Annotated in this window: 13 protein-coding genes; 7 read left to right on the top strand and 6 right to left on the bottom strand. The window is 72.1% G+C overall.

Annotated features, from left to right (window positions below):
- Window positions 1-4: 4 nt before the first annotated feature.
- Both JOD63_RS04825 and JOD63_RS04830 read right to left on the bottom strand, forming a co-directional pair.
- On the bottom strand, window positions 5-403 hold the full coding sequence (locus tag JOD63_RS04825; RefSeq protein WP_045274772.1) for an SHOCT domain-containing protein: 399 nt from the start codon (window positions 401-403) through the stop codon (window positions 5-7).
- Window positions 404-530: 127 nt separating this feature from the next.
- Window positions 531-2,048 carry a DEAD/DEAH box helicase gene (locus JOD63_RS04830; protein ID WP_045274771.1) on the bottom strand — a complete coding sequence of 506 codons (1,518 nt, stop codon included), beginning with the start codon at window positions 2,046-2,048 and terminating at the stop codon, window positions 531-533.
- Between the two features lie 131 nt (window positions 2,049-2,179).
- Here JOD63_RS04830 and JOD63_RS04835 point away from each other — a divergent pair, with 131 nt between their 5' ends.
- Complete coding sequence (locus JOD63_RS04835) at window positions 2,180-2,893, top strand: ferritin-like fold-containing protein (RefSeq protein WP_045274770.1); 714 nt, start codon at window positions 2,180-2,182, stop codon at window positions 2,891-2,893.
- A gap of 23 nt (window positions 2,894-2,916) precedes the next feature.
- Here JOD63_RS04835 and JOD63_RS04840 read toward each other — a convergent pair whose 3' ends face one another.
- Window positions 2,917-3,207, bottom strand: a complete 291-nt coding sequence (locus JOD63_RS04840) for a hypothetical protein (protein ID WP_045274769.1) — start codon at window positions 3,205-3,207, stop codon at window positions 2,917-2,919.
- Window positions 3,208-3,213: 6 nt separating this feature from the next.
- Window positions 3,214-3,438 carry a DUF3107 domain-containing protein gene (locus tag JOD63_RS04845; RefSeq protein ID WP_045274768.1) on the bottom strand — a complete coding sequence of 75 codons (225 nt, stop codon included), beginning with the start codon at window positions 3,436-3,438 and terminating at the stop codon, window positions 3,214-3,216.
- Window positions 3,439-3,576: 138 nt separating this feature from the next.
- On the opposite strand from JOD63_RS04845, the gene JOD63_RS04850 reads away from it, so the two are divergent.
- Window positions 3,577-6,693 (top strand): UrvD/REP family ATP-dependent DNA helicase, encoded by a 3,117-nt coding sequence (locus tag JOD63_RS04850; protein ID WP_045274778.1) that lies wholly within the window; start codon window positions 3,577-3,579, stop codon window positions 6,691-6,693.
- A 2-nt stretch (window positions 6,694-6,695) separates the two neighbouring features.
- Window positions 6,696-10,040, top strand: coding sequence for an ATP-dependent DNA helicase (locus JOD63_RS04855; protein ID WP_045274767.1), 3,345 nt, complete (start codon window positions 6,696-6,698; stop codon window positions 10,038-10,040).
- A 54-nt stretch (window positions 10,041-10,094) separates the two neighbouring features.
- Here JOD63_RS04855 and JOD63_RS04860 read toward each other — a convergent pair whose 3' ends face one another.
- Window positions 10,095-11,396, bottom strand: coding sequence for a phosphotransferase (locus JOD63_RS04860; RefSeq protein WP_045274766.1), 1,302 nt, complete (start codon window positions 11,394-11,396; stop codon window positions 10,095-10,097).
- Between the two features lie 111 nt (window positions 11,397-11,507).
- Here JOD63_RS04860 and nudC point away from each other — a divergent pair, with 111 nt between their 5' ends.
- Together nudC and JOD63_RS04870 are read left to right on the top strand one after the other, a co-directional pair.
- Window positions 11,508-12,422, top strand: coding sequence for an NAD(+) diphosphatase (gene nudC, locus JOD63_RS04865; RefSeq protein ID WP_045274765.1), 915 nt, complete (start codon window positions 11,508-11,510; stop codon window positions 12,420-12,422).
- Window positions 12,419-14,176, top strand: coding sequence for an ATP-dependent helicase (locus JOD63_RS04870; protein WP_045274764.1), 1,758 nt, complete (start codon window positions 12,419-12,421; stop codon window positions 14,174-14,176). The genes nudC and JOD63_RS04870 overlap by 4 nt, the downstream gene beginning before the upstream one ends.
- Before the next feature lie 745 nt (window positions 14,177-14,921).
- Here the strand turns inward: JOD63_RS04870 and JOD63_RS04875 are convergent.
- Entirely contained in the window at window positions 14,922-16,331 is a 1,410-nt protein-coding gene (locus JOD63_RS04875; RefSeq protein ID WP_045274763.1) for a zinc-dependent metalloprotease, read from the bottom strand.
- 129 nt (window positions 16,332-16,460) lie between these two features.
- On the opposite strand from JOD63_RS04875, the gene JOD63_RS04880 reads away from it, so the two are divergent.
- Window positions 16,461-17,582, top strand: a complete 1,122-nt coding sequence (locus JOD63_RS04880; RefSeq protein ID WP_045274762.1) for a YlbL family protein — start codon at window positions 16,461-16,463, stop codon at window positions 17,580-17,582.
- Between the two features lie 88 nt (window positions 17,583-17,670).
- Window positions 17,671-20,589: a UPF0182 family membrane protein gene (locus tag JOD63_RS04885; RefSeq protein ID WP_045274761.1), complete on the top strand. Its 2,919-nt coding sequence runs from the start codon at window positions 17,671-17,673 to the stop codon at window positions 20,587-20,589.
- Window positions 20,590-20,622: the final 33 nt, after the last annotated feature.

Here is a 20,622-nt window from a genome sequence, read left to right on the forward strand (position 1 = left end):
GCGATCAGCCGAGGGCCTTGGCCTTCAGCGCGTCGAACTCGGCCTGCGAGATGGCGCCGGCGTCGAGCAGGCCCTTCGCCTTGGCGATCTCGTCTGCCGCGCTCGCAGAGCCCGGGCCGCCGGCGACCGACTTGATGTACGCGTCCTGTGCGGCCTTCATGTCGGCGGCTTCGCGCGCGCCGCGCTCGGCCATGCCCTTGCCGCGGGCGATCAAGTACACCAGCGCGGTGAGGAACGGCACGAAGATCAGGAAGATGATCCACACCGCCTTCCACCAGCCGTTGAGCTTGTGGTCGCGGAACAGGTCTCCGATGATCGAGAACAGCACCATCAGGTAGGCCACGAAGACGAAGATCCACAGGAACCACCAGATGATGTCCCAGAAGTTCGACCAGAGGTCCATTTCGTGCTCCTTGCTTAGAAGATCTCCCGCCCGAGGGGTGCGGGTCCGGGGATCACACTAGCGCCTGCGGGGGCGGTCGTGTGGACTCCCACGCCGCGGAATTCCGCGGTTCTCTGAGGGGCGGGCGTCAGGCTCCGGCGGCCGCAGCAGCCGGGGCGCCTCCGCCGCCACCACGGCGACGCCGACGCCGGCGCGTGGCAGGCTTGCCGTCGTGGTGCTCGCTGCCGCCGCCGTCGTGCGTGCCGCCGCCCTCGCCGCGATCGCTGGTTTCGGGCTGCGTCGCCGGTGCCTTCGGCTCGGCCACCGCATCCGTCTCGAAGGTGGATCCGACACGGTCGGACGCACCGGAGCGCCGGCGGCGCCGCCGCGGGCGCTGTCCGTCACCGTCGGCCGCGGCGGCCGCGGCCGACTCGGGCGCACGACCCGCGGGCTGCGTCTTGACCGCCTGCGTGCGCGGTGCAGTGACGATTCGGCCCTTGGTGCCGGCGGGGATGTCGAGGTCGGAGTAGAGGTGCGGGCTCGACGAGTAGGTCTCGACGGGGTCGGGCTGCCCGAACTCGAGGGCGCGGTTGATGAGCGCCCACTTGTGCAGGTCGTCCCAGTCGACGAACGTCACCGCGATGCCGGTCTTGCCCGCGCGGCCGGTGCGGCCGGCGCGGTGCAGGTAGGTCTTCTCGTCGTCGGGGATCGTGTGGTTGATCACGTGGGTGACGTCGTCGACGTCGATGCCGCGCGCGGCGACATCCGTCGCGATGAGCACGTCCTTCTTGCCGGCCTTGAACCCGGCCATCGAGCGCTCGCGCGACTCCTGGCTCATGTCGCCGTGCACGGCGCCCGCGTTGAAGCCGCGGTCGTTGAGCTCGTCGACGAGCTTCTGCGCGGCGCGCTTGGTGCGCGTGAAGACGACGGTCTTGCCGCGGCCCTCGGCCTGCAGGATGCGGGCGATGACCTCGTCCTTGTCGAGCGAGTGCGCGCGGTAGACGAGGTGCTTGATGTTCGCCTGCGTCAGCCCCTCGTCGGGGTCGGTCGCCCGGATGTGGATCGGGTTCGACATGAATCGGCGGGCGAGCGCGACGATCGGCCCCGGCATCGTGGCCGAGAACAGCTGGGTGTGGCGCACCGGGGGCACCTTGGAGAAGATCTTCTCGATGTCGGCGAGGAAGCCCAGGTCGAGCATCTTGTCGGCCTCGTCGAGCACGACCTGGGTCGCGTTCGAGAGATCCAGCAGTCGCTGGTTCGCGAGGTCGATCAGGCGGCCCGGGGTGCCGACGACGATCTGCGCGCCGGCCTTGAGCTGGTCGATCTGGCCCTCGTACGCCTTGCCGCCGTAGATGGCGACGACGCTGGTCGATCGGTTCGAGGTCAGCATGTCCATGTCTTCGTAGACCTGGACCGCGAGCTCGCGGGTCGGAACGACGATGAGCGCCTTCACACCGGGCGCGGGGTCGATGCCCAGGCGCTGCACGACGGGGATGCCGAAGCCGAAGGTCTTGCCGGTGCCGGTCTTGGCCTGGCCGATGATGTCCTGCCCGGGGAGTCCGAGCGGAATGGTCTGTTCCTGGATCGGGAAGGCGTCGACGATCCCCTTGGCGGAGAGTGCGTCGACGATGTCCTGGTCCACGCCGAGTTCGGCGAAGGTCGTCACGATATGTACCTGTTCGGTTGAGGGCGGCGGAGGCCGCGGGCGGATCCACGCCATCACTCAGCCGCAGGCGCGGGGCGTCCCAGTCCGTCGCCGGGACGCGTTCCAGGATACCCGGCCCTAGGCTGGGGTCCGTGGTCAAGTGGTTTTGGCAGCGCCGTGAGCAAGGGCGCAAGCTCCAGCTGCGCTCGCGCGGCGAGCTCGGCGACGCGACGCGCGTCGACTTCGACGAGCTCGCGCCCGACATCGACACGTTCCTCGGGCAGGCCGCCTATCTGCAGCTGGGCTACTTCGAGACGCTGAGCGAGCTGATCGCGCAGACGCCGGGGCTCGGCGACAAGGAGGCGCTCTCGCGCGCTGCAGGAGCCGCCCTCACCAAGCACGAGGATCTCGTCGCCCTCATCCGCGAGCGCGGCGACGACCCGACGACGCTCATGCTGCCGTTCCGCGAGCCGTTGGACGCGTTCCGCCGGGCGACGCACGGCACGCGGCCGCAGGAGACGATGCTGTCGGTGCACATCACCGCCGGCATGCTCGACGACTTCTACATCGCCCTCTCGGCGAGCTACGAAGACACCGGGCGACGCGTCGCGCGCATCCTGCAGGCGGACGACGACCGCGACGCGATCATCGACATCGTGGTGCGGACGATCGAGGCCGACGCCGAGTGGCGATCGCTCCTGGCGATGTGGGGGCGGCGACTGGTGGGCGACACGCTTCTGGTCGCGCGTGCCGCGCTGCGCCCGGTCCGCCTCGACGTCGCCGAGGAGGAGAAGGTCGAGCCGGTGTTCACCGAGCTCATGGCCGCGCACTCGCGCCGGATGGACGCGATGGGCCTGGCGGCCTGAGCCGGCCTCCTGCGTCGCCGGCCTCAGCCGATGCGCAGGCGCGTCTTCTCGCGTGCGTCGTGCGCCACGCGCGAGCGCGAGAGCACGAGCAGCACGGGGTAGGTCACCACGGCGGCGACGACGGGCGACGAGAGCCACAGCCAAACGCTGTCGATGCCGACGCCTGCCCAGGTGAGGGCGGTCCACACCACGCCTGCGGCGACAGCGCCGACCATCGGACCCACGACGACCCCGCGCGTGTCGCGCAGCGGGACGAGGAAGTGGATGCCGACGCCGACGGCGGCGCCGACGATGACCCCGATGAGGATCTGCACGGGGGCTTACGCGACGAAGCCGACGCGGCGGGACTCCTCGGTCCCGAGCTCGACGTAGGCGAGTGCAGCGGTCGGCACGACGTAGGAGCTGCCCTTGATGTCGGTGAAGGTCACGTGGGTAGCTCCGGAGTCGAGGGCGCCGCCGAGCGACTTCTTCACGTCTGCGGCCGATTCGCTGGTCTCGAAGCTCAGCTCCCGGCCGGTGTTGGCGATTCCGATGCGGATCTCCACGTGTGTGCCTCTTTCTGCTCCGGCGTGCGTCCCGGTGCGGGCGCATGGCCACTCTACGACACGCTCGACGGCGCCCGACCCGTGAACGCTGAGGGCGAACGGGCGGCGGTGTCGGCGCGGCGCGCTACGGTCGAATCCATGGTGTCGAGCGCAGGATCCGAGGCGGCGTCCGCACTGGACGCGGACCAGCGAGCGGTCGTCGACCTGCCGCACGACGCCCGCGGCATCGTGGTCGGCGCACCCGGCGCAGGCAAGACGACGACGCTCGTGGCGCGGGCCGCCGCGCTCGTCGCACAGGGCGTCGATCCCGACTCCGTGCTGGTGCTCACGCCGTCGAGGCAGACCGCGACCGATCTGCGCGACCGGCTCTCGCTGGCATTCGGGAAGGCGACCGCAGGTGCCCCCGCGCGTTCCCTCGCATCGTTCGCCTTCCAGGTCGTGCGGGCCTGGACGGTGACCGCGGGGGCGGAGCCGCCCCTGCTGCTCACCGGTGGCGATGAGGACCAGATCCTGCAGGACATGCTCGACGGCGACGCCGAGGATGCGGCCGCCGGCGTCGACCGCTGGCCGGCCTGGCTCGGCGCCGAGATCCGGGCGACGCGGGGGTTCCGCACCGAGGTGCGCACCTTCCTCGCGGAGTGCACCACGCTCGGCATCGAGCCGTCGGCGCTGCGGGCGCTGGGGGAGCGTCACGCGCTGCCGGTGTGGGAGTCGCTGGCGTCGTTCGCCGCCGAGTACCGCCAGGTGCGTGCGGGCATGCGGGCCGCGCACCGCGACGCGGCGGGCCTCGTGCGCGAGGCCGTCGGCATCGTCCGTGCCGCCGGTCCCGGCTCCGCGGTCATCGAGCGCATCTCCGCGGTGCTCGTCGACGACGCGCAGGAGCTCACACTCGGCGGCGTCGAGCTGATCGAAGCGCTCCTGGCGCGCGGCATCCCGGTGCTCGCCTTCGGCGACCCCGACGTCGGGTCGGGGGCGTTCCGCGGCGTGAGCGCCGCGAACTTCGCGCGGCTCGCCGGTGCGCTCGGCGATCGGCGCATCCTGCGGTCGGCGCACCGCGGCGGTGCCTCGCAGGTCGATCTCACGGCGCGCATCACGCAGCGCATCGGCGCCGGCGGCGTGGTCGAGCATCGCCGTATTCCGGGCGAGGCCGATGACGACGGCTCGGTGCGTGCTCTCGTGACGCGCTCGTCGGCGGAGGAGTACGACGTCATCGCGCGACTTCTGCGCGAGACGCACATCCACGACGGCGTGCCCTGGGGCCGCTGCGCCGTGATCGCCCACGACAGCCGCCAGGTCGCGGCGCTGGTCGCAGAGCTGGCGGCCCGCGAGGTGCCGACCCGCTCCAGCGGCCCCGGGCACGTGCTCGGCACGCTCGCGCCGGTGCGCGATCTGCTCCGCCTGCTCGAGTTCGCCGCACGCGACGACGAGCTGGACTACGACGACGTGGTCGACGCGCTGCTGAGCACGTCGGGGCGGCTGGATCCCATCGAGCTGCGGCGACTGCGGTCGACGCTGCGGCACGTCGAGCTGAGCGCGGGAGGCGAGCGGTCGGGCAAGGAACTCCTCGTCTCGGCGATGCGGACCCCGCTCGAGTTCGACCTGGTCGACATGCGCGAGGCCCGGCGCGCTGCGACCCTCGCCCGCACCGTGGCCGAGCTTCGAGAGCAGCTCGCACGGGGCGCGACGGCGCACGAGCTGCTCTGGACGGCGTGGGAGCGCAGCGGTCTCGAGCGGGCGTGGGCCGAGCTCGCCCGTGGCACGGGCCCGCGTGCGCAGCAGGCGGGGCGCGACCTCGATGCCGTCGTGTCGCTGTTCCAGGCCGCCAAGCGGTTCGTCGAACGCTCGCTCGACGCCGATCCGCGCGTGTTCGTGCGCAGCATCCTCGACAGCGACGTCGCCGAAGACCGCCTGGATGCGCCACTGCGCGGCGAGACCGTGTCGGTGCTCACGCCCGCCGGGTCGCTCGGCCTCGAGTTCGACACCGTCGTCGTCGCCGGCGTGCAGGACGGGGTGTGGCCGAACACACGGCTGCGGGGCGGACTCCTCGAGACGTGGCGTCTCGCCGACGCCGCGACGCGTCCCGACGGCGAGTCGGCCGGTGTGCTCGACCGCCGCCGCACGGCGATGCACGACGAGCTGCGGCTGCTCGCACGCGCCGTGACCCGCGCCTCGCGGCGCGTCGTGGTGACCGCGGTCGATGACGACGACACCGGCCCGAGCCCTTTCTTCGAGCTGCTCCCCGAGGCCGAGCGCGCGACGGTGGCCCACCCGCTGTCTCTGCGCGGGCTCGTCGCGCAGCACCGACGCTCCCTCACCGACCCCGCGGTCCCCGCGCCGCGGCGCGCACACGCGGCCGGCCAGCTCGCCGTGCTCGCCGACGCTGCCGTCGCCGGAGCGGCGCCGGCGGACTGGTTCGGGGTGGCCGGGCCCAGCTCGACAGGGCCGCTGCGCGACCTCGCCCGCGAAGACGTGCGGGTCTCGCCGTCGCGCCTGCACAGCCTCGAAGAGTGCGAGCTCAACTGGGTGATCGGCGACCTCGGCGGTGACCCCGGCGGCACCACGGCGGGTCTCGGCACGATCGTCCATGCCGCGCTCGAGCACGCGAAGAGCAGCGACGAGGCGAGCCTGTGGGCCGAGGTGGAGTCGCGCTGGGACGAGCTGACGTTCGAGGCCGACTGGCGCGGTCGGGCCGAGCTCGTCCGTGCCCGCGACCTCGTGCGGCGACTGCACCTGTACCTGCGGCGCTTCGAGGACTCGGGCGGGCGCCTCATCGGCGCCGAGCCGCACTTCGAGGTCGCGATCCCGCTCGAGGGCGCCGAGGCGTTCGAGCACGGCGTGCTGCTGTCGGGCTACATCGACCGCGTCGAGCTGACGCCGGAGGGCGCGGTGGTGATCATCGACCTCAAGACCGGCAAGCGCGAGCCGCAGACCGACGCGAAGGTTGCCGACAATCCGCAGCTGGCCGCCTACCAGCTGGCCTTCGAGTCCGGGGCGATCCCGACCGCGGAGGGCCACACGGCGGGCGGCGCGAAGCTGCTGGTGCTGCGGCCGACCGCAGCGAAGTCCGACTACGTCACCCCGTGGCAGCCCCCGTTCGACGACGAGCGGCGGGAGGCGTTCCTCGCCCGGGTGCGCTCGGCGGTCTCGGTCATGCGCGGCACCGCGTTCCTCGCGCCGTACGAAGAGCACTGCCGCGACGAGTTCTCGTACGGGCTGTGCCGCATCCACACGATCGGGTCGGTGAGCGCATCGTGACCATGTCCGTGACCGGGGCCTCCGGGGCAGCTGCCCCCGCCCCCGGCCCGACGCTCCGCGCCGAGGTCATCGCCGCCGCGCTCGGGCAGTTCCCGCCCACCGCGGAGCAGGCAGCGGTCATCGAGTCGCCGCTCTCGCCGGCCCTCGTGGTCGCCGGCGCCGGCAGCGGCAAGACCGAGACCATGGCCGGTCGCGTGGTGTGGCTCGTCGCGAACGCCGTCGTGCGCCGCGACGAGGTGCTCGGCCTCACGTTCACGCGCAAGGCGGCCGGTGAGCTCGCCGAGCGTATCCAGCGCCGCCTGCTGCGGCTCGGCGAGTTCGAATCGCGGGGGCTGCTCCCGCACCTGCCGGCGCTCCACGCCGACGGCCTGCTCGATGTGTTCGGCGAGATCGAGCGGTCCGGGCTCGCCGGACCCGCGGCCGCCCGTGCGCGTGCCGAGGCGATCGACGCGCTCGCGACGCGCACTGGCGCCGTGGCGACCGAGTCCGACGACGATCCGCTGCTGCACCGGCCGACGGTGGCCACGTACAACAGCTTCGCCGACCAGATCGTGCGTGAGCACGCCGTGCGGATCGGCCGCGACGCCGAGGCGGCGGTGCTCTCCGAATCGGCGGCCTGGCTCATGATGCGGCGGGTCGTCTTCGCCTCAGACGACCAGCGCCTCGAGACCCGCGGCGAAGCAGTGCGCAGCATCGTCGACGCGGCGCTGCGGATCGCGCGCGACGGTGTCGACAACATGGTCTCGTTCGACGATCTCGCTGCCTTCCCCGAACGATTCGCCGACGTGCTCGCCAGACCCTCGACCAACGCGCGCACCGTCGTGTACGCCGACGTCGCCGAGGCGGAGACGCGGGTGTCGGCCCTGGCACTACTCGCCGACCTCGCCGTCGAGTACGGCGCGGCCAAGCGCCGCGCCGGGGTGATCGACTTCAGCGACCAGGTCGCCGGCGCCGTCGAGATCATGCGCGGCCACCCGCAGGTCTCCGCCGAGCTGCGCGACCGCTATCGGGTGGTGCTCCTCGACGAATACCAGGACACGTCGGTCGTGCAGACCGACCTGCTCTCCGGGCTGTTCGCCGGCACCGCGGTGATGGCCGTCGGCGACCCGCATCAGGCGATCTACGGCTGGCGCGGCGCCAGCGCCGGTAACCTGGGCGGATTCGCTGCAGCGTTCGCCCCGGGCGGCGAGTGCGCCCGGTTCTCGCTCATGACCAGCTGGCGCAACAGTGCGAGCGTGCTCGCCGCAGCCAACGCCGTGCTCGCGCCGCTCGCCGCGTCGTCACCGGTAGACGTCGGCGAACTGCGTCCGCGCCCGGGTGCGCCGGACGGCGCGGTCGACGTCGCGTTCGACGCCGACATCGACGCCGAGGCCGACCGGGTCGCCGGCTGGTTCGCGGGCGTCCGCGCGCACCGCACTGCGCAGGGGAGCGCCACGACGGGTGCGATCCTGTTCCGCAGCAAGAAGCACATGGTGCGCTTCGGCGACGCGCTCGGCCGCCGAGGCATCCCGCACCGCATCCTCGGTCTCGGCGGGCTCCTGTCGACGCCCGAGGTCGTCGACGTCGTCAGCGCGCTGCGCGTGGTGAGCGACCCGACGGCCGGATCCGCGGTGATCCGGCTGCTCGCGGGGCCGCGGTGGGCCGTGGGGCTCCCCGACCTGCGCGAGCTCGCGGCGCTCTCGCGTCGCCTCGTGCGCCACGACGCGGCGCTGCAGCCGCTCGCGCCCGACGTGCTCGACGCCATCCGCGCCAGTGCCGGCGGAGACGAGGGCTCGCTCGTCGACGCCCTCGACTTCATCGCCCGCGCCCGCCCCGACCACGGGTGGCTCGCCGGCTTCACCGACGCCGCACGTGAGCGGCTGCGCGAAGCGGGCGCCGTGTTCGCCGGCCTCCGGCAGGCTGCGGGCATGCCGATCCCGGAGCTCGTGCGCCTCATCGAACTCGAGCTCCGCCTCGACATCGAGCTCGCCGCGAACGAGAGCCGGGGGCCGTCGCGCATCGCGTCGGCCCAGCTGCGGGCGTTCGTCGACGAGCTGCACGCGTTCCTGGCGGCCGACGAGACCGGATCGATCTCGAGCCTCCTCGCCTGGCTCGACCACGCCGAGCAGCTCGACGAGTTCGCTCCGCGAACCGAGCCGCCCGAAGACGACGTGGTCCAGCTGCTGACCATCCACGGATCCAAGGGCTTGGAGTGGGATGCGGTTGCGGTGGTGCGCCTGGTGAAGGACGAGCTGCCGAGCATGGCCCGTGACACGAAGGCGTGGCTCGGGTTCGGCATCCTGCCGTACGAATTCCGCGGCGATGCGGCATGGCTCCCCGCGCTGCGCTGGCGCCGCGACGCCTCGCCGACGCAGCAGGACCTGAAGGGCGCGATCGAGGAGTTCGTCGCCGCGAACCGCGCGCGGCAGCTCGATGAGGATCGACGGCTCGCGTACGTGGCGGTCACCCGGGCGCGCGATCATCTGCTGCTCACGGGAGCGAGCTGGTCGGGCACCCGTCGGCCGCGCGAGCGCAGCGTGTTCTACACCGAGATGGCCGACGCCCTCGGCATCGACGTGCCGGTCGACGACCCGGGCGAGGATCCCTACCTCGGTGAGCGACGGATGCTGTCGTGGCCGATCGACCCTCTCGGCGAACGGCGCTCCGCTGTCGAAGCGGCCGCGGCGGCGGTCGACGCCGCCCGGTCGGCGGCGCTCCCGGAGCCGGATCGCGATGTCGCTCTCCTCCTCGCCGAGCGCCGACAGGAGCTCGCGCCGCCGGTCGCCCCCACCCGCATCGCCGCGTCGCGGTACAAGGACTTCGTCGCGGACTACGCGGGCACCGTGAACGCGCTCGCGCGTCCGCTGCCCGAGCGGCCGTTCCGGCAGACCCGGCTGGGCACGCTGTTCCACGCGTGGGTCGAGGAACGGTCGGGCGGGGCGGGGATCGGCGGATCGCTCGACGACGCGCTGTGGGAGATCGACGACGAGGGCGCGACCGAGGCGTCGGCCGCCGACGAGTCCGCCCTCGCCGCGCTGCGAGAGACCTTCCTGCGGTCGGAGTGGGCGCAGCTGCGCCCCCTCGAGGTCGAGACCGAGATCGACTTCACGATCACGGGTCTCGACGACCGCCCGCACGTGGTGATCTGCAAGCTCGACGCCGTGTATCGACGAGACGACCGCGGCGGACGGATCGAGATCGTCGACTGGAAGACCGGCGCGGCGCCCCGCACGGCGGCGGAGCGCACGGAGCGGATGCTGCAGCTCGAGCTGTACCGGCAGGCCTACCACGCACGGCACGGTGTGCCGCTCGACGAGATCGACGTCGCGCTGTACTACGTCGCCCACGACCTGGTGCTGCGCGGCTGACGTTCCCGCGCGCCGGGCGCGAACCTGCTCGGTCCGCGTCGGTGGAGCCGGGTCTCAGCCCTCGGCGAGCCAGCGCCGCAGCGCTGCCTCGGACGCACGCTCCGGGTCGTCGTCGCCGCTCAGGTCGTCGCCGTGCACCGCGGTCTGCGGGTCCCTTCCGGCTCGACGGGCGTCCGCGAGATCGATGGGCGCTGCCGGGCGGTCGAGATCGAGGGGCGCCGTCGCGTTCGGGTCGGCGAAGTCCACAGCCCCGGCGGCGTCGGATGCGGTCGCCGCGGCGCGCGCGTCGCCTTCATCGTCGACCCACAGCGACAGCTCGTCGGGGTCGTACGCGTCGGTGTGCATCGAGGTGTCGGCGGCCGTCGCGGTGGGGCCCGGTGTGCGGTCGAGCAGGGCCAGCGCGTCGTCGACGCCCAGCGGGGCCGCCGAGGCGATGGCGGCGTCCGACACGCCGTGAGCGAGAGATTCGAGCAGCTCGACGGCGTCGCCGACGATGTCGTCGCGTCCGCTCTCGTGCCCGTGCAGCAGCCACTTCGCGAACTCGAGCTCGGCGTACAGCCGTGCACGGTCGCGGGCATAGGCGTCGGGAGCGCGGTCGCTGTGTGCGACGTACGCCGCATACACGTCGTCGGCGGCCTCGGGGGCGGACGCCAGCCACTGCAGATCGACAGCCGGGTCGCCGACCGACAGGCCGTGCCATTCGAGCAGGCCGGTGACGCCGGGCACGCCGTCTGCGTCTTCGAACAGGAAGGATGCGGCGCCGACGCCGCCGAGCACGACCGCCGACTCGAACCGCCACAGCGCATCGTCGTCGACTGCCTGCTGCCAACGGGCTGCGAGGGCGACGGGGAGGCGGTGCGTCGCTCCCGCACGGTCGATCACGCGCGCGGCATCCGAGCGCACCTGCTCAGGCGTGCGCACCGGGAGGCCTTCGCCGCGGACGATCGAGACCGGAAGGCTGTGCAGCGCGGCGAGGGCCGCGCCCAGCGAGGTCGCCGCGCCGCGGCCGGCGGGGAGGTGCTGCGCGTCGACGCGATAGCCAGGGAGGAAGTCGACCACGACCGCGGGGGCCGCTCCGACGCTCGCCTCGCCCAGCACCTCGGGGGCGCGGAAGGGCAGCAGGCCGCGTACGCCCGGGGTCAGGGCGCGGAGGGCGCGCACCTCTGCGGCGATCTCGGTCGCGGCCGAGGCGTCGACGGGCACACGCACCACGACCCGGCCGCCGTCGTCGAGATCGGCCAGCGCGGTGTCGAATCGGCCCGACAGCCCTTCGGACAGGGCGCGGGCGCCCACGACCCCCACCCGAGGCAGAGCCGATGTGACGGACGCGGCTAGAGTGAGGGGTGAGCGTGCCATGTGCCCAGGGTAGGTCGGGCGCGCGTGTGTGGCGCCACGCCACGCCCGGCTCCGTGAGGGCCGCGGCGCGGGTGGGCGCCCACCCAGGCAGGCGCTCGAGGAAGGTGGATCGTGACGTCATCCGACCGGCTCCCGGTTCCTCCGCTGAGCGTCGCCGGTTTCGATCGCGCCGGCGACGAGCGTGCCGTCGCCGGCCTCGTCGACGATCTCCGGGCCGATCCCCGCACGCGGGTGCTCGTGATCTGGGGCGATCGCGCCCCCCTGAGCGCCCCCGGCGCGCTGGAGTGGTCGTCGGCAGCCGACGCTCCCGCCGCCGCGGAGTGGGCGCTGCTCGGACGCTCCGCCGACGGTGCCGCGCTGCTCATCGCGGTGGTCGCCGCCGACGCGCCGGAGCCCGCTCCCGCTCCCGCCGGCTGGGCGGCGCTGCGCACGGTCGGCGGCGACCTCGCCGCCGACGAAGCCTCGGCGCTGGTCACCGCGGTCGCGCTCGGTCGCTGGCTGATCGACGCTCCGTTCTGCCCGGAGTGCGGAACGCGGACCGATCTCGGCGACGCCGGCTGGTCGCGCCGCTGCCCCCACTGCGCACGGCAGCATTTCCCGCGCACCGATCCTGCGGTGATCGTCGCGGTGACGAGCGCAGCCGACCCCGACCTTCTGCTGCTCGGATCGAACGCGCTGTGGGGAGCGGACCGGTACTCGTGCTTCGCCGGCTTCGTCGAGGCGGGGGAGTCGCTCGAAGCCGCGGTCGTGCGCGAGGTGGGCGAGGAGTCCGGCGTCGCCGTCGGCGATGTGCGCTACCGCGGATCGCAGGCATGGCCGTATCCGCGCTCCCTGATGCTCGGATTCCACGCGACCGCGATCGATGACGGTGCGGCCCAGGCGGACGGCGAGGAGATCGTGGCGGTACGGTGGTTCACCCGGGACGAGATCGGCGCCGCGCTCGACGGCAGGAGCGACATCACCCTTCCGGGGGCGGCATCGATCGCGCGTCGCCTCATCGCCGACTGGTGGGGAGGCGTCGCGTGAGCGCGCTCGACGGTCTCGACGAGCACCAGCTCGAGGCTGCGCGGGTGCTGCGTGGTCCGGTCGCCGTGCTCGCAGGCGCGGGGACCGGCAAGACCCGCGTGATCACGCACCGCATCGCGCACGGCATCGACACCGGCGCGTACTCTCCCGGGCGTGTGATGGCGGTGACCTTCACCGCGAAGGCCGCCGGGGAGATGCGCGGACGACTGCGGGCCATGGGTGTCGGAGGCGTGGCGGCGCGCACGTTCCACGCAGCGGCCCTCGCCCAGCTGAACTTCTTCTGGCCCACCGTCGCGGGGGACTCGGCTCCCACGGTGATCGACAACAAGGTGCGCCTCCTGGCCCACGCCGCCGACGGCATCGGCCTCGACCCCGATGTGGCGACGCTCCGCGACATCGCGTCGGGCATCGAGTGGCGGAAGGTCACTATGCGCAGCGTCGACGAGTACGCCGCCGCGCGCCCCGACGGGGTGGGGCGATTCGGCGTCAGCCGCGTCGCCGACCTCCACCGCGCCTACGAGCGGCTGAAGGACGAGCGGAGGCAGCTCGACTTCGAAGACGTGCTCCTCGCCTGCGCCGGGATGCTCGAGGCGGAGCCGCGGGTCATGAAGGCCGTGCACGAGCAGTACCGGCACTTCACCGTCGACGAGTTCCAGGACGTGTCCCCCCTCCAGCATCGGCTCCTCGAACTCTGGCTCGGCGACCGCCGCGACCTGTGCGTCGTCGGCGACGCGAGCCAGACGATCTATTCGTGGGCCGGCGCCGACGCCCGGTACCTGCTGGAGTTCCCAGTGCGCCACGACGACGCCACCGTGGTGCGACTCGAGACGAACTACCGGTCGGCGGCCCCGATCCTCGACGTCGCGAACGAGCTCATGCGCGGACGCCCGGGCGCCCTGCGCCTGCAGGCCGCGCAGTCCGACGCCCAGTCGCCCGCGCCCACCGTCGCGGACTTCGACGACGACCGTGACGAGGCGCGGGCTGTCGCCGCGCGCATCGTCGCGCAGATCTCGTCGGGCATCGATCCGCGCGAGATCGCGGTGCTCTACCGCGCTCACGCGCAGTCGGCCGAGATCGTCGCGGCACTCGCCGACGCGGGGATCGCCGCGACCGTGCTCGGCGGGCGCCGCTTCTTCGATCTTCCCGAGGTGCGGCAGGCGGTGATGTCGCTGCGCGGGGCATCGGTCGCGCCGCTGCAGGGCGGCTTCCTCGACACTGTGCGCGACGTGCTGCGCTCGCTGGGGCTGACCGAGGAGCCGCCGCAGGCGGGCGGAGCCCTCCGCGACGCCTGGGAGGCGCGGCGCGCGATCCTGCGCCTCGCCGAGGAGTCGCCCGAGCACACGTCGCTGCGCGCCTTCACCGACGAGCTCGCCGCCCGCGCGCAGGCGCACGACGAGCCGGCCCTGCGCACAGTGACGCTCGCGACGCTCCATGCGGCGAAGGGTCTGGAGTGGCATCACGTCCACCTGATCGGCATGGCCGAGGGCCTGCTCCCGATCGGCTACGCGACCACGTTCGAGGCGGTCGACGAGGAGCGGCGTCTGGCGTACGTCGGCATCACGCGGGCCGGGCGCACGCTCTCGGTGACGTGGGCTCGCGGGCATCGCGGACGTCAGCCGTCGCGGTTCCTTCAGGAGATCGGCACCCGCACGCTGGGTGCTGCTCGACCGACACCGAGATCCGCTCGGCTGAATGCGCCCGCAGCGTCAGCATCCGGTGGTGCGCGGACGCAGAGCGCACCCCCTCGCCGATGAGTCCGAGGACGGCCGCGGCGGCGTCGAGCACGAGCGCCGCATCCGTCGACATCGTGCCGGGTCGCCCGAGCAGCTGAGACGCGAGCACCGGCCAGGCCGGATCCGCGTCGCGGCGGCGAGCGGTTCGGCACGACAGGCAGGGCGTGGTCCCGGGGCGCACGAACGGCCCGACCTCGGCGCCCGACCCGGTGAACACCACCGGAACGTGATCCCGATCGGCACGCATCAGCGCGGTCGCGTGACGCGGCTCCACGAGGTGATGCGCGACCAGGACCGTGACCTCGTGCCCGCCTTCCCCGCCGGGGACGCACTGCGCTCCGCCGGCCTCGAGGGCGCGAGCCAGCGCCCTCGCCGCGTCCTCCGCGCCGTCGGCCGCCACGACGCGCAGGTGCGGCGGTGCAGGCGGGGGAGACGCCACCGCCGGCGCGAGACGTGCGAGGAAGCCGGTCGCGGCGCCGGGCTCGGCGCCGACGGCGATCGCGATGGCATCGATCGCATCGTCGGGGATGCCGCGCTCGAGGCTGCGCACCAGGCGCAGCTGCCACGGACGGGGCTCGTCGATCACCACGACCGGATCGAGTCCGAACTGCAGCGTGGAGACGTCTCGCCAGACCGGTGGATACGCGGGATCGAGTCGCAGCATGCTCCGAGCATGCCGGTGCCGCGTCGACGGCTCCGGTGCTGTCCACAGGCGCGACGGCCCATCGCGCTCCGCAGCCGCCTGGGGAGGAGCCGATGGCGCGATTCAGACCGGGCGGTGGTCGTCCGGGGGGCCGTCCGCATCCGGCTCGCCCCCGTCGGTCTCGCCGCCGGCCGGAGCCTGACCGCTCTCGGGAGACTCGCCGGCGAGGATGCGGGCGAGGGCGTCGTCGAGCTCGTCGCGCTCGGGCTCCTCGCCGCGGGCACGCGCCTCGAGGCGCGCGACCAGGGATGCCGGATCGTCGATGTCCTCGGCGGTCGGCATCAGATCGGGGTAGTCCCAGAGGGCATCGCGGCCCGCCGTGCCGACGGCATCCGTCACCGCCCGCCACATCGCGGCGGCCTCGCGCATGCGCCGTGGGCGCAGCTCCAGCCCGACGAGCGAGCCGAGAGCCCGCTCGGCCGGTCCGCCCACCGCGCGGCGGCGGCGCACCGCCTCGGCGACACGGCCCGCGGACGGCAGGCGCGACGTCGCGTCCTCGGTCACCACGTCGACCCAGCCTTCGATGGTGGCGAGCAGGTTCTCGAGGCGGGTGAGCGCGGCGGTCTGCGCCTCGCTCCGCGCGGGGAGCAGGACGCCGCTCTCGAGGGCCTTGCGCAGCTCCTCGGGCTCGGACGGGTCGAAGCGCGAGGCCATCTCTTCGAGGGCATCGGTGTCGATCTGCACGCCCCGCGCGTAGTCGGTGACCTGCGAGATGACGTGCAGTCGCAGCCAGCGTGCGTGGCGGAACAGACGTGCATGCGCGAGTTCGCGCGTGGCGATGTAGAGGGCGAGCTGGTCTTCGGGGATCTCGAGGTCGCGGCCGAAGTCGGCGAAGTTCTGCGGGAGGATCGCCGCGGTGCCGTCGGGCATGAGCGGGATGCCGACGTCGCCGCCGCTCACGACCTCTTTGGCGAGGTTTCCGACGACCTGGCCGAGCTGGGTGGCGAAGAGGGAGCCGCCGACGGTTCGCATGAGGCGACCGGCGCCCTGCACGAGTCCCTGCATGTCTTCGGGCGCCTGCTCGCTGAGCGTCGCGGTCAGCGCATCGGCGATGCTGGTCGCCACCGGCTCGGCGAGCTCCTGCCACACGGGCAGGGTGGCCTCGACCCACGCGCCGCGGGTGATCGCCGACGGGGGAGCAGACAGCTGCGAGATCGTGGTCGCCTCGCTCAGCCACAGCGCCGACAGGGCGAACGCCTGGTCGAGCTCGGTGCGCTGACCTGCCGTGACGCCGAGGCCGTCCTGGTTGGCGATGTGCAGCGCCTGGCGCTTCGCCGCCTCCCAGTCGATGCCGTCGCCGCCCGCGGCGAACGCGCCCTGGAGGTTGCGCATCACCGTCTGCATCATCGCCGGATCGATGCCCATCGCCGACAGTCGCGACAGCTGCTCCGGGTCGAGCTGAGCGCCGCTGCCGAACAGCTGCTGGATGAGCTCCTGGAACTCTTCCTCGGGGGTACGGTCGTCGTCTGCCACCTCTGCCGCCTTTCAGCCGGTTCAGGACCAACGCCATCTACGCTAGTCGCAGCACACCTCGCACCACCCGGCACGCAGCGCAACGCCTTACGCCGGCCGCGAACGACCCGGCCATCAGAAAGGTCCTCCGTGACGCTGTTCGACAACGACGTGCCCGTCGAGCCCCGCACCCGGCGACGGATGCCGCGCGGCATGACCGCGGGGATCGTCGCTCTCGCGATCGCGCTGGTCGTGCTGCTCGTGATCACGTTCCTGCCGACGTCGTACGTGATCCAGCGGCCCGGCCCGGTCTACAACACCCTCGGCTCTGCCACGGCCGCCGACGGCACCGAGGTGCCGCTCATCTCGGTGGAGGGCGCTGACACGTACGAGACGGCCGGTGCGCTCGACCTCCTCACGGTGCAGGTCGTCGGCAACCGGGAACGCACGCCGTCGTGGTTCGAGCTCGTGCTCGCGTGGTTCAACCCGAGCCTGGCCGTCGTGCCGATCGACCAGGTCTTCCCCGAGGGGCAGACCACCGAGGAGCGCAACGAGGAGAGCTCGGCCCTCATGGTCGACTCGCAGCACGAGGCCACCGCAGCCGCACTGACTGAGCTCGGATACGACGTGGGCGCCCAGCTCGTCGTCTACTCGCTCGTCGACGACTCCGCCGCCACCGGTGTGCTCGAGGAGGGCGACGTCATCCTCGCCGCGAACGGCGAGGACGTCACCGACGTGGCAGCGCTCCGCGAGATCGTCAACGCCGCGGACGGAGCTCCGGTCGAGCTCGCGATCTCGCGCGACGGCGAGGAGCAGACGGTGTCGGTGTCGCCGAAGGAGACAACGGTCGACGGCGAGACCACCTGGCTGCTCGGGGTGACGCTCACCACCGCGTACGACTTCCCGATCGACGTCACCATCCAGCTCAACAACGTCGGCGGTCCGAGCGCCGGCATGATGTTCGCGCTCGGGATCATCGACACGCTCACCCCCGGCGAGCTCAATGACGGCGAGACCGTCGCGGGCACGGGCACGATCACCGCCGACGGCACGGTCGGCCCGATCGGCGGCATCCGTCAGAAGATGTGGGGCGCACTGGATGCCGGTGCCGACTGGTTCCTCGCGCCGGAGGCCAACTGCGACGAGGTCGTCGGCCACGTCCCGGGTGATCTGCAGGTGTTCTCGGTCGGAACGCTGGACGACGCGCTCGACGTGCTCGAGGCGGTCCGCGAGGACGGCGACCTCGAGGCGCTTCCCACCTGCACGCCGTGACCTGCGGGTCCGGCCGCCGCCGGATCTCGCAGGTTACGCCCAGCGCGGACGGGAATCGGGGTGTCGGGCGCGCGCCTAGGATGGGGGAGTGACCTCGACCTCAGCGCAGACCCCGGCCACGCCATCCCGAAGCCGACGTGTCGTCGCGATCTCGCTCGCCGTGATCGCCGCCCTCGTGGTGGCCTTCTTCACGTTCGCGAACCTGTACGCGGACTTCCTCTGGTTCGACCAGCTCGGCTTCGACTCCGTGCTCGTCACCCAGTGGGTGGCCCGGGTGGTGATGTTCGTCGTCGGCTTCCTCGGCATGGCCGTGCCGGTGTGGCTCGCGATCCAGCTCGCCTACCGCCTCCGGCCGGTCTACGCGCGACTGAGCTCGCAGCTCGACCGCTACCAGGAGGTCGTCGAGCCGCTGCGGCGCCTCGCGATGTGGGGCATCCCGATCTTCTTCGGCTTCTTCGCCGGCTTCGCCGCCTCCGCCCAGTGGGAGACCACCTGGCTCTGGTTCAACGGCGTCGCGACCTCGACGACCGACCCCGAGTTCGGTCTCGACACCGGCTTCTACCTGTTCGCGATGCCGTTCTACAGCGCGCTCCTCGGCTTCGTCTCGGCGGTGCTGCTCATCTGCCTGCTCGTCACCGCCGTCGTGTCGTACCTGTACGGCTCGGTGCGCGTGGGCCAGCGGGAGCTCCGCATCTCGAAGTCGGCCCGCATCCAGCTCGCCGTCATCGCCGGCCTCTACCTGCTGGTGCAGGCGGCGAGCCTCTGGCTCGACCGGTACAAGACGCTCGTGGAGCCGGGCGATCGCATCACCGGCCCCGGCTACACCGGCGTGAACGCGATCATCCCCGGGCAGACGATCCTCGCGATCGTCGCGGTCATCGTCGCGATCCTCTTCTTCGTCACGGCCGTCATCGGCCGCTGGCGCTACCCCCTCATCGCCACCGCGCTGCTCGTCGTCTCGGCGATCGTCGTGGGCGTCGGCTACCCGTGGGTGGTGAACACGTTCCAGGTGCAGCCGAACCGCTTCGCGCTCGAAGAGGAGTTCTACCAGCGCAACGTCGACATGACGCATGCCGCCTACGGCGTCGACGGGCTCGACAAGCAGGACTTCACCGCGGTGACCGATGCCGAGGCCGGCCAGCTGCGCGAAGACGCCGACACGACCGCCCAGGTGCGCATCATGGACCCGGCGATCATCTCGCCGAACGTGCGCCAGCTCGAGCAGTACCGCGGGTACTACCAGTTCGCCGACCCGCTCGACGTCGATCGGTACGACATCGACGGCGTCTCGCAGGACACGGTGGTCTCCGTCCGAGAGCTCGACCTCGACGAGCTCGGCGCAGCCGCCGACTGGCAGAACTCGGCCACCGTCTACACGCACGGCTACGGCATCGTCGCGGCGAAGGGCAACGACCGCACCGGCGAGGGCGACCCGGTCTTCCTCGAGCGCGGCATCCCGGCGGCGGGCTTCCTCTCCGAGCAGGAGAACTTCCAGCCGCGCGTCTACTTCGGCGAGTACTCGCCGGCGTACTCGATCGTCGGCGCCCCGGAGGGCTCCGCTCCGGCGGAGCTCGACTACCCGCAGGGTGAGGACGGCGCATCCGAGACGAAGACGACCTTCGAGGGCGACGGCGGACCGAGCCTCGGCAACGTCTTCAACCGCCTCATCTATGCGCTGAAGTTCCAGGCCGAGCAGATCCTGTTCTCGGACTACGTGAACGAGGAGTCGCAGATCCTCTACGACCGCGACCCCCGCGAGCGCGTGCAGAAGGTCGCTCCGTACCTGACGCTCGACAACGACCCGTACCCGAGCGTCGTCGACGGACGGATCGTGTGGATCGTCGACGGCTACACGCTGAGCGCGAACTACCCGTACTCGTCCACGGTGAGCCTCACCTCGGCGATCTCGGACTCGTCGAACCCGGCGCCGCGCTTCGCACTCGACGACATCAACTACATCCGCAACTCCGTGAAGGCCACCGTCGATGCGTACGACGGCTCGGTCACACTCTACGCGTGGGATGAGGAGGACCCGCTCCTCCAGGCCTGGCAGAAGGTGTACCCGACGACGGTCGAGCCGATCAGCGAGATGTCGGCCGAGCTCATCAGCCACGTGCGCTACCCGACCGACCTCTTCAAGGTGCAGCGCACGGTGCTCGGCGTCTACCACGTCGACGACGCCCGTTCCTTCTACCAGAGCGACAACCGCTGGCAGACGCCGAACGACCCCCAGGTCGAGACCGCGCTGCAGCCGCCGTACTACCTGACCATGCAGATGCCCGGTCAGGATGCGCCCTCGTACTCGATGTTCACGTCGTTCATCCCGTCATCGTCCGGCGGCAACGCGCGCAACGTGCTGATGGGCTACCTCGCGGTGGACTCGAACGCCGGCTCCGAGGCGGGCGTGAAGAGCGACGACTACGGCAAGCTCAGGATGCTCGTGATCGACTCCGATACGACGGTCCCCGGTCCCGGTCAGGTGCAGAACACCTTCGACTCGGAGCCGAGCGTGTCGTCGTTCGTGAACATCCTGCAGCAGGGCCAGTCCGAGGTGCTCAACGGCAACCTGCTGACCCTTCCGGTCGGCGGCGGCCTGCTGTACGTGCAGCCGGTCTACGTGCAGTCCTCGGGCGGCACCAAGCTTCCGAAGCTCCAGAAGGTGCTGGTCGCGTTCGGCGACCAGGTCGCGTTCGAAGACACCCTCAACGAGGCGCTCGACGTCATCTTCGGCGGCGACTCGGGAGCGGATGCCGGTGACACCGACGTGACGCCGACGCCGGGAGCCACCCCGAGTCCGACGCCCACGCCCGGTGCGACGCCGACTCCCGAGCCCACCGACCCGGGGGTCCCTGCTGCCGACTACGAGGAAGCCCTCGCCGACGCGCAGGAGGCCATGCTCGACCGCGACGAGGCGCTGAAGTCGGGTGACCTCACCGCGTTCGCCGAAGCCGACGAGCGGCTCACGCAGGCGGTCGAGCGGCTGATCGAGCTCGGCGCCGGCGAGTAGTCGTCCCACATGACCGAAGGCCGGTTCCCCTCG

The organism is Microbacterium terrae, assembly GCF_017831975.1.
Taxonomy (GTDB): domain Bacteria; phylum Actinomycetota; class Actinomycetes; order Actinomycetales; family Microbacteriaceae; genus Microbacterium; species Microbacterium terrae.

Bases quoted from the DNA above. Each gene is read 5' to 3' on its own strand.
- JOD63_RS04855 (WP_045274767.1), top strand. From the start codon at position 6,696: ATGTCCGTGACCGGGGCCTCCGGGGCAGCTGCCCCCGCCCCCGGCCCG.
- JOD63_RS04825 (WP_045274772.1), bottom strand. From the start codon at position 403: ATGGACCTCTGGTCGAACTTCTGGGACATCATCTGGTGGTTCCTGTGG.
- JOD63_RS04850 (WP_045274778.1), top strand. From the start codon at position 3,577: ATGGTGTCGAGCGCAGGATCCGAGGCGGCGTCCGCACTGGACGCGGAC.
- JOD63_RS04860 (WP_045274766.1), bottom strand. From the start codon at position 11,396: ATGGCACGCTCACCCCTCACTCTAGCCGCGTCCGTCACATCGGCTCTG.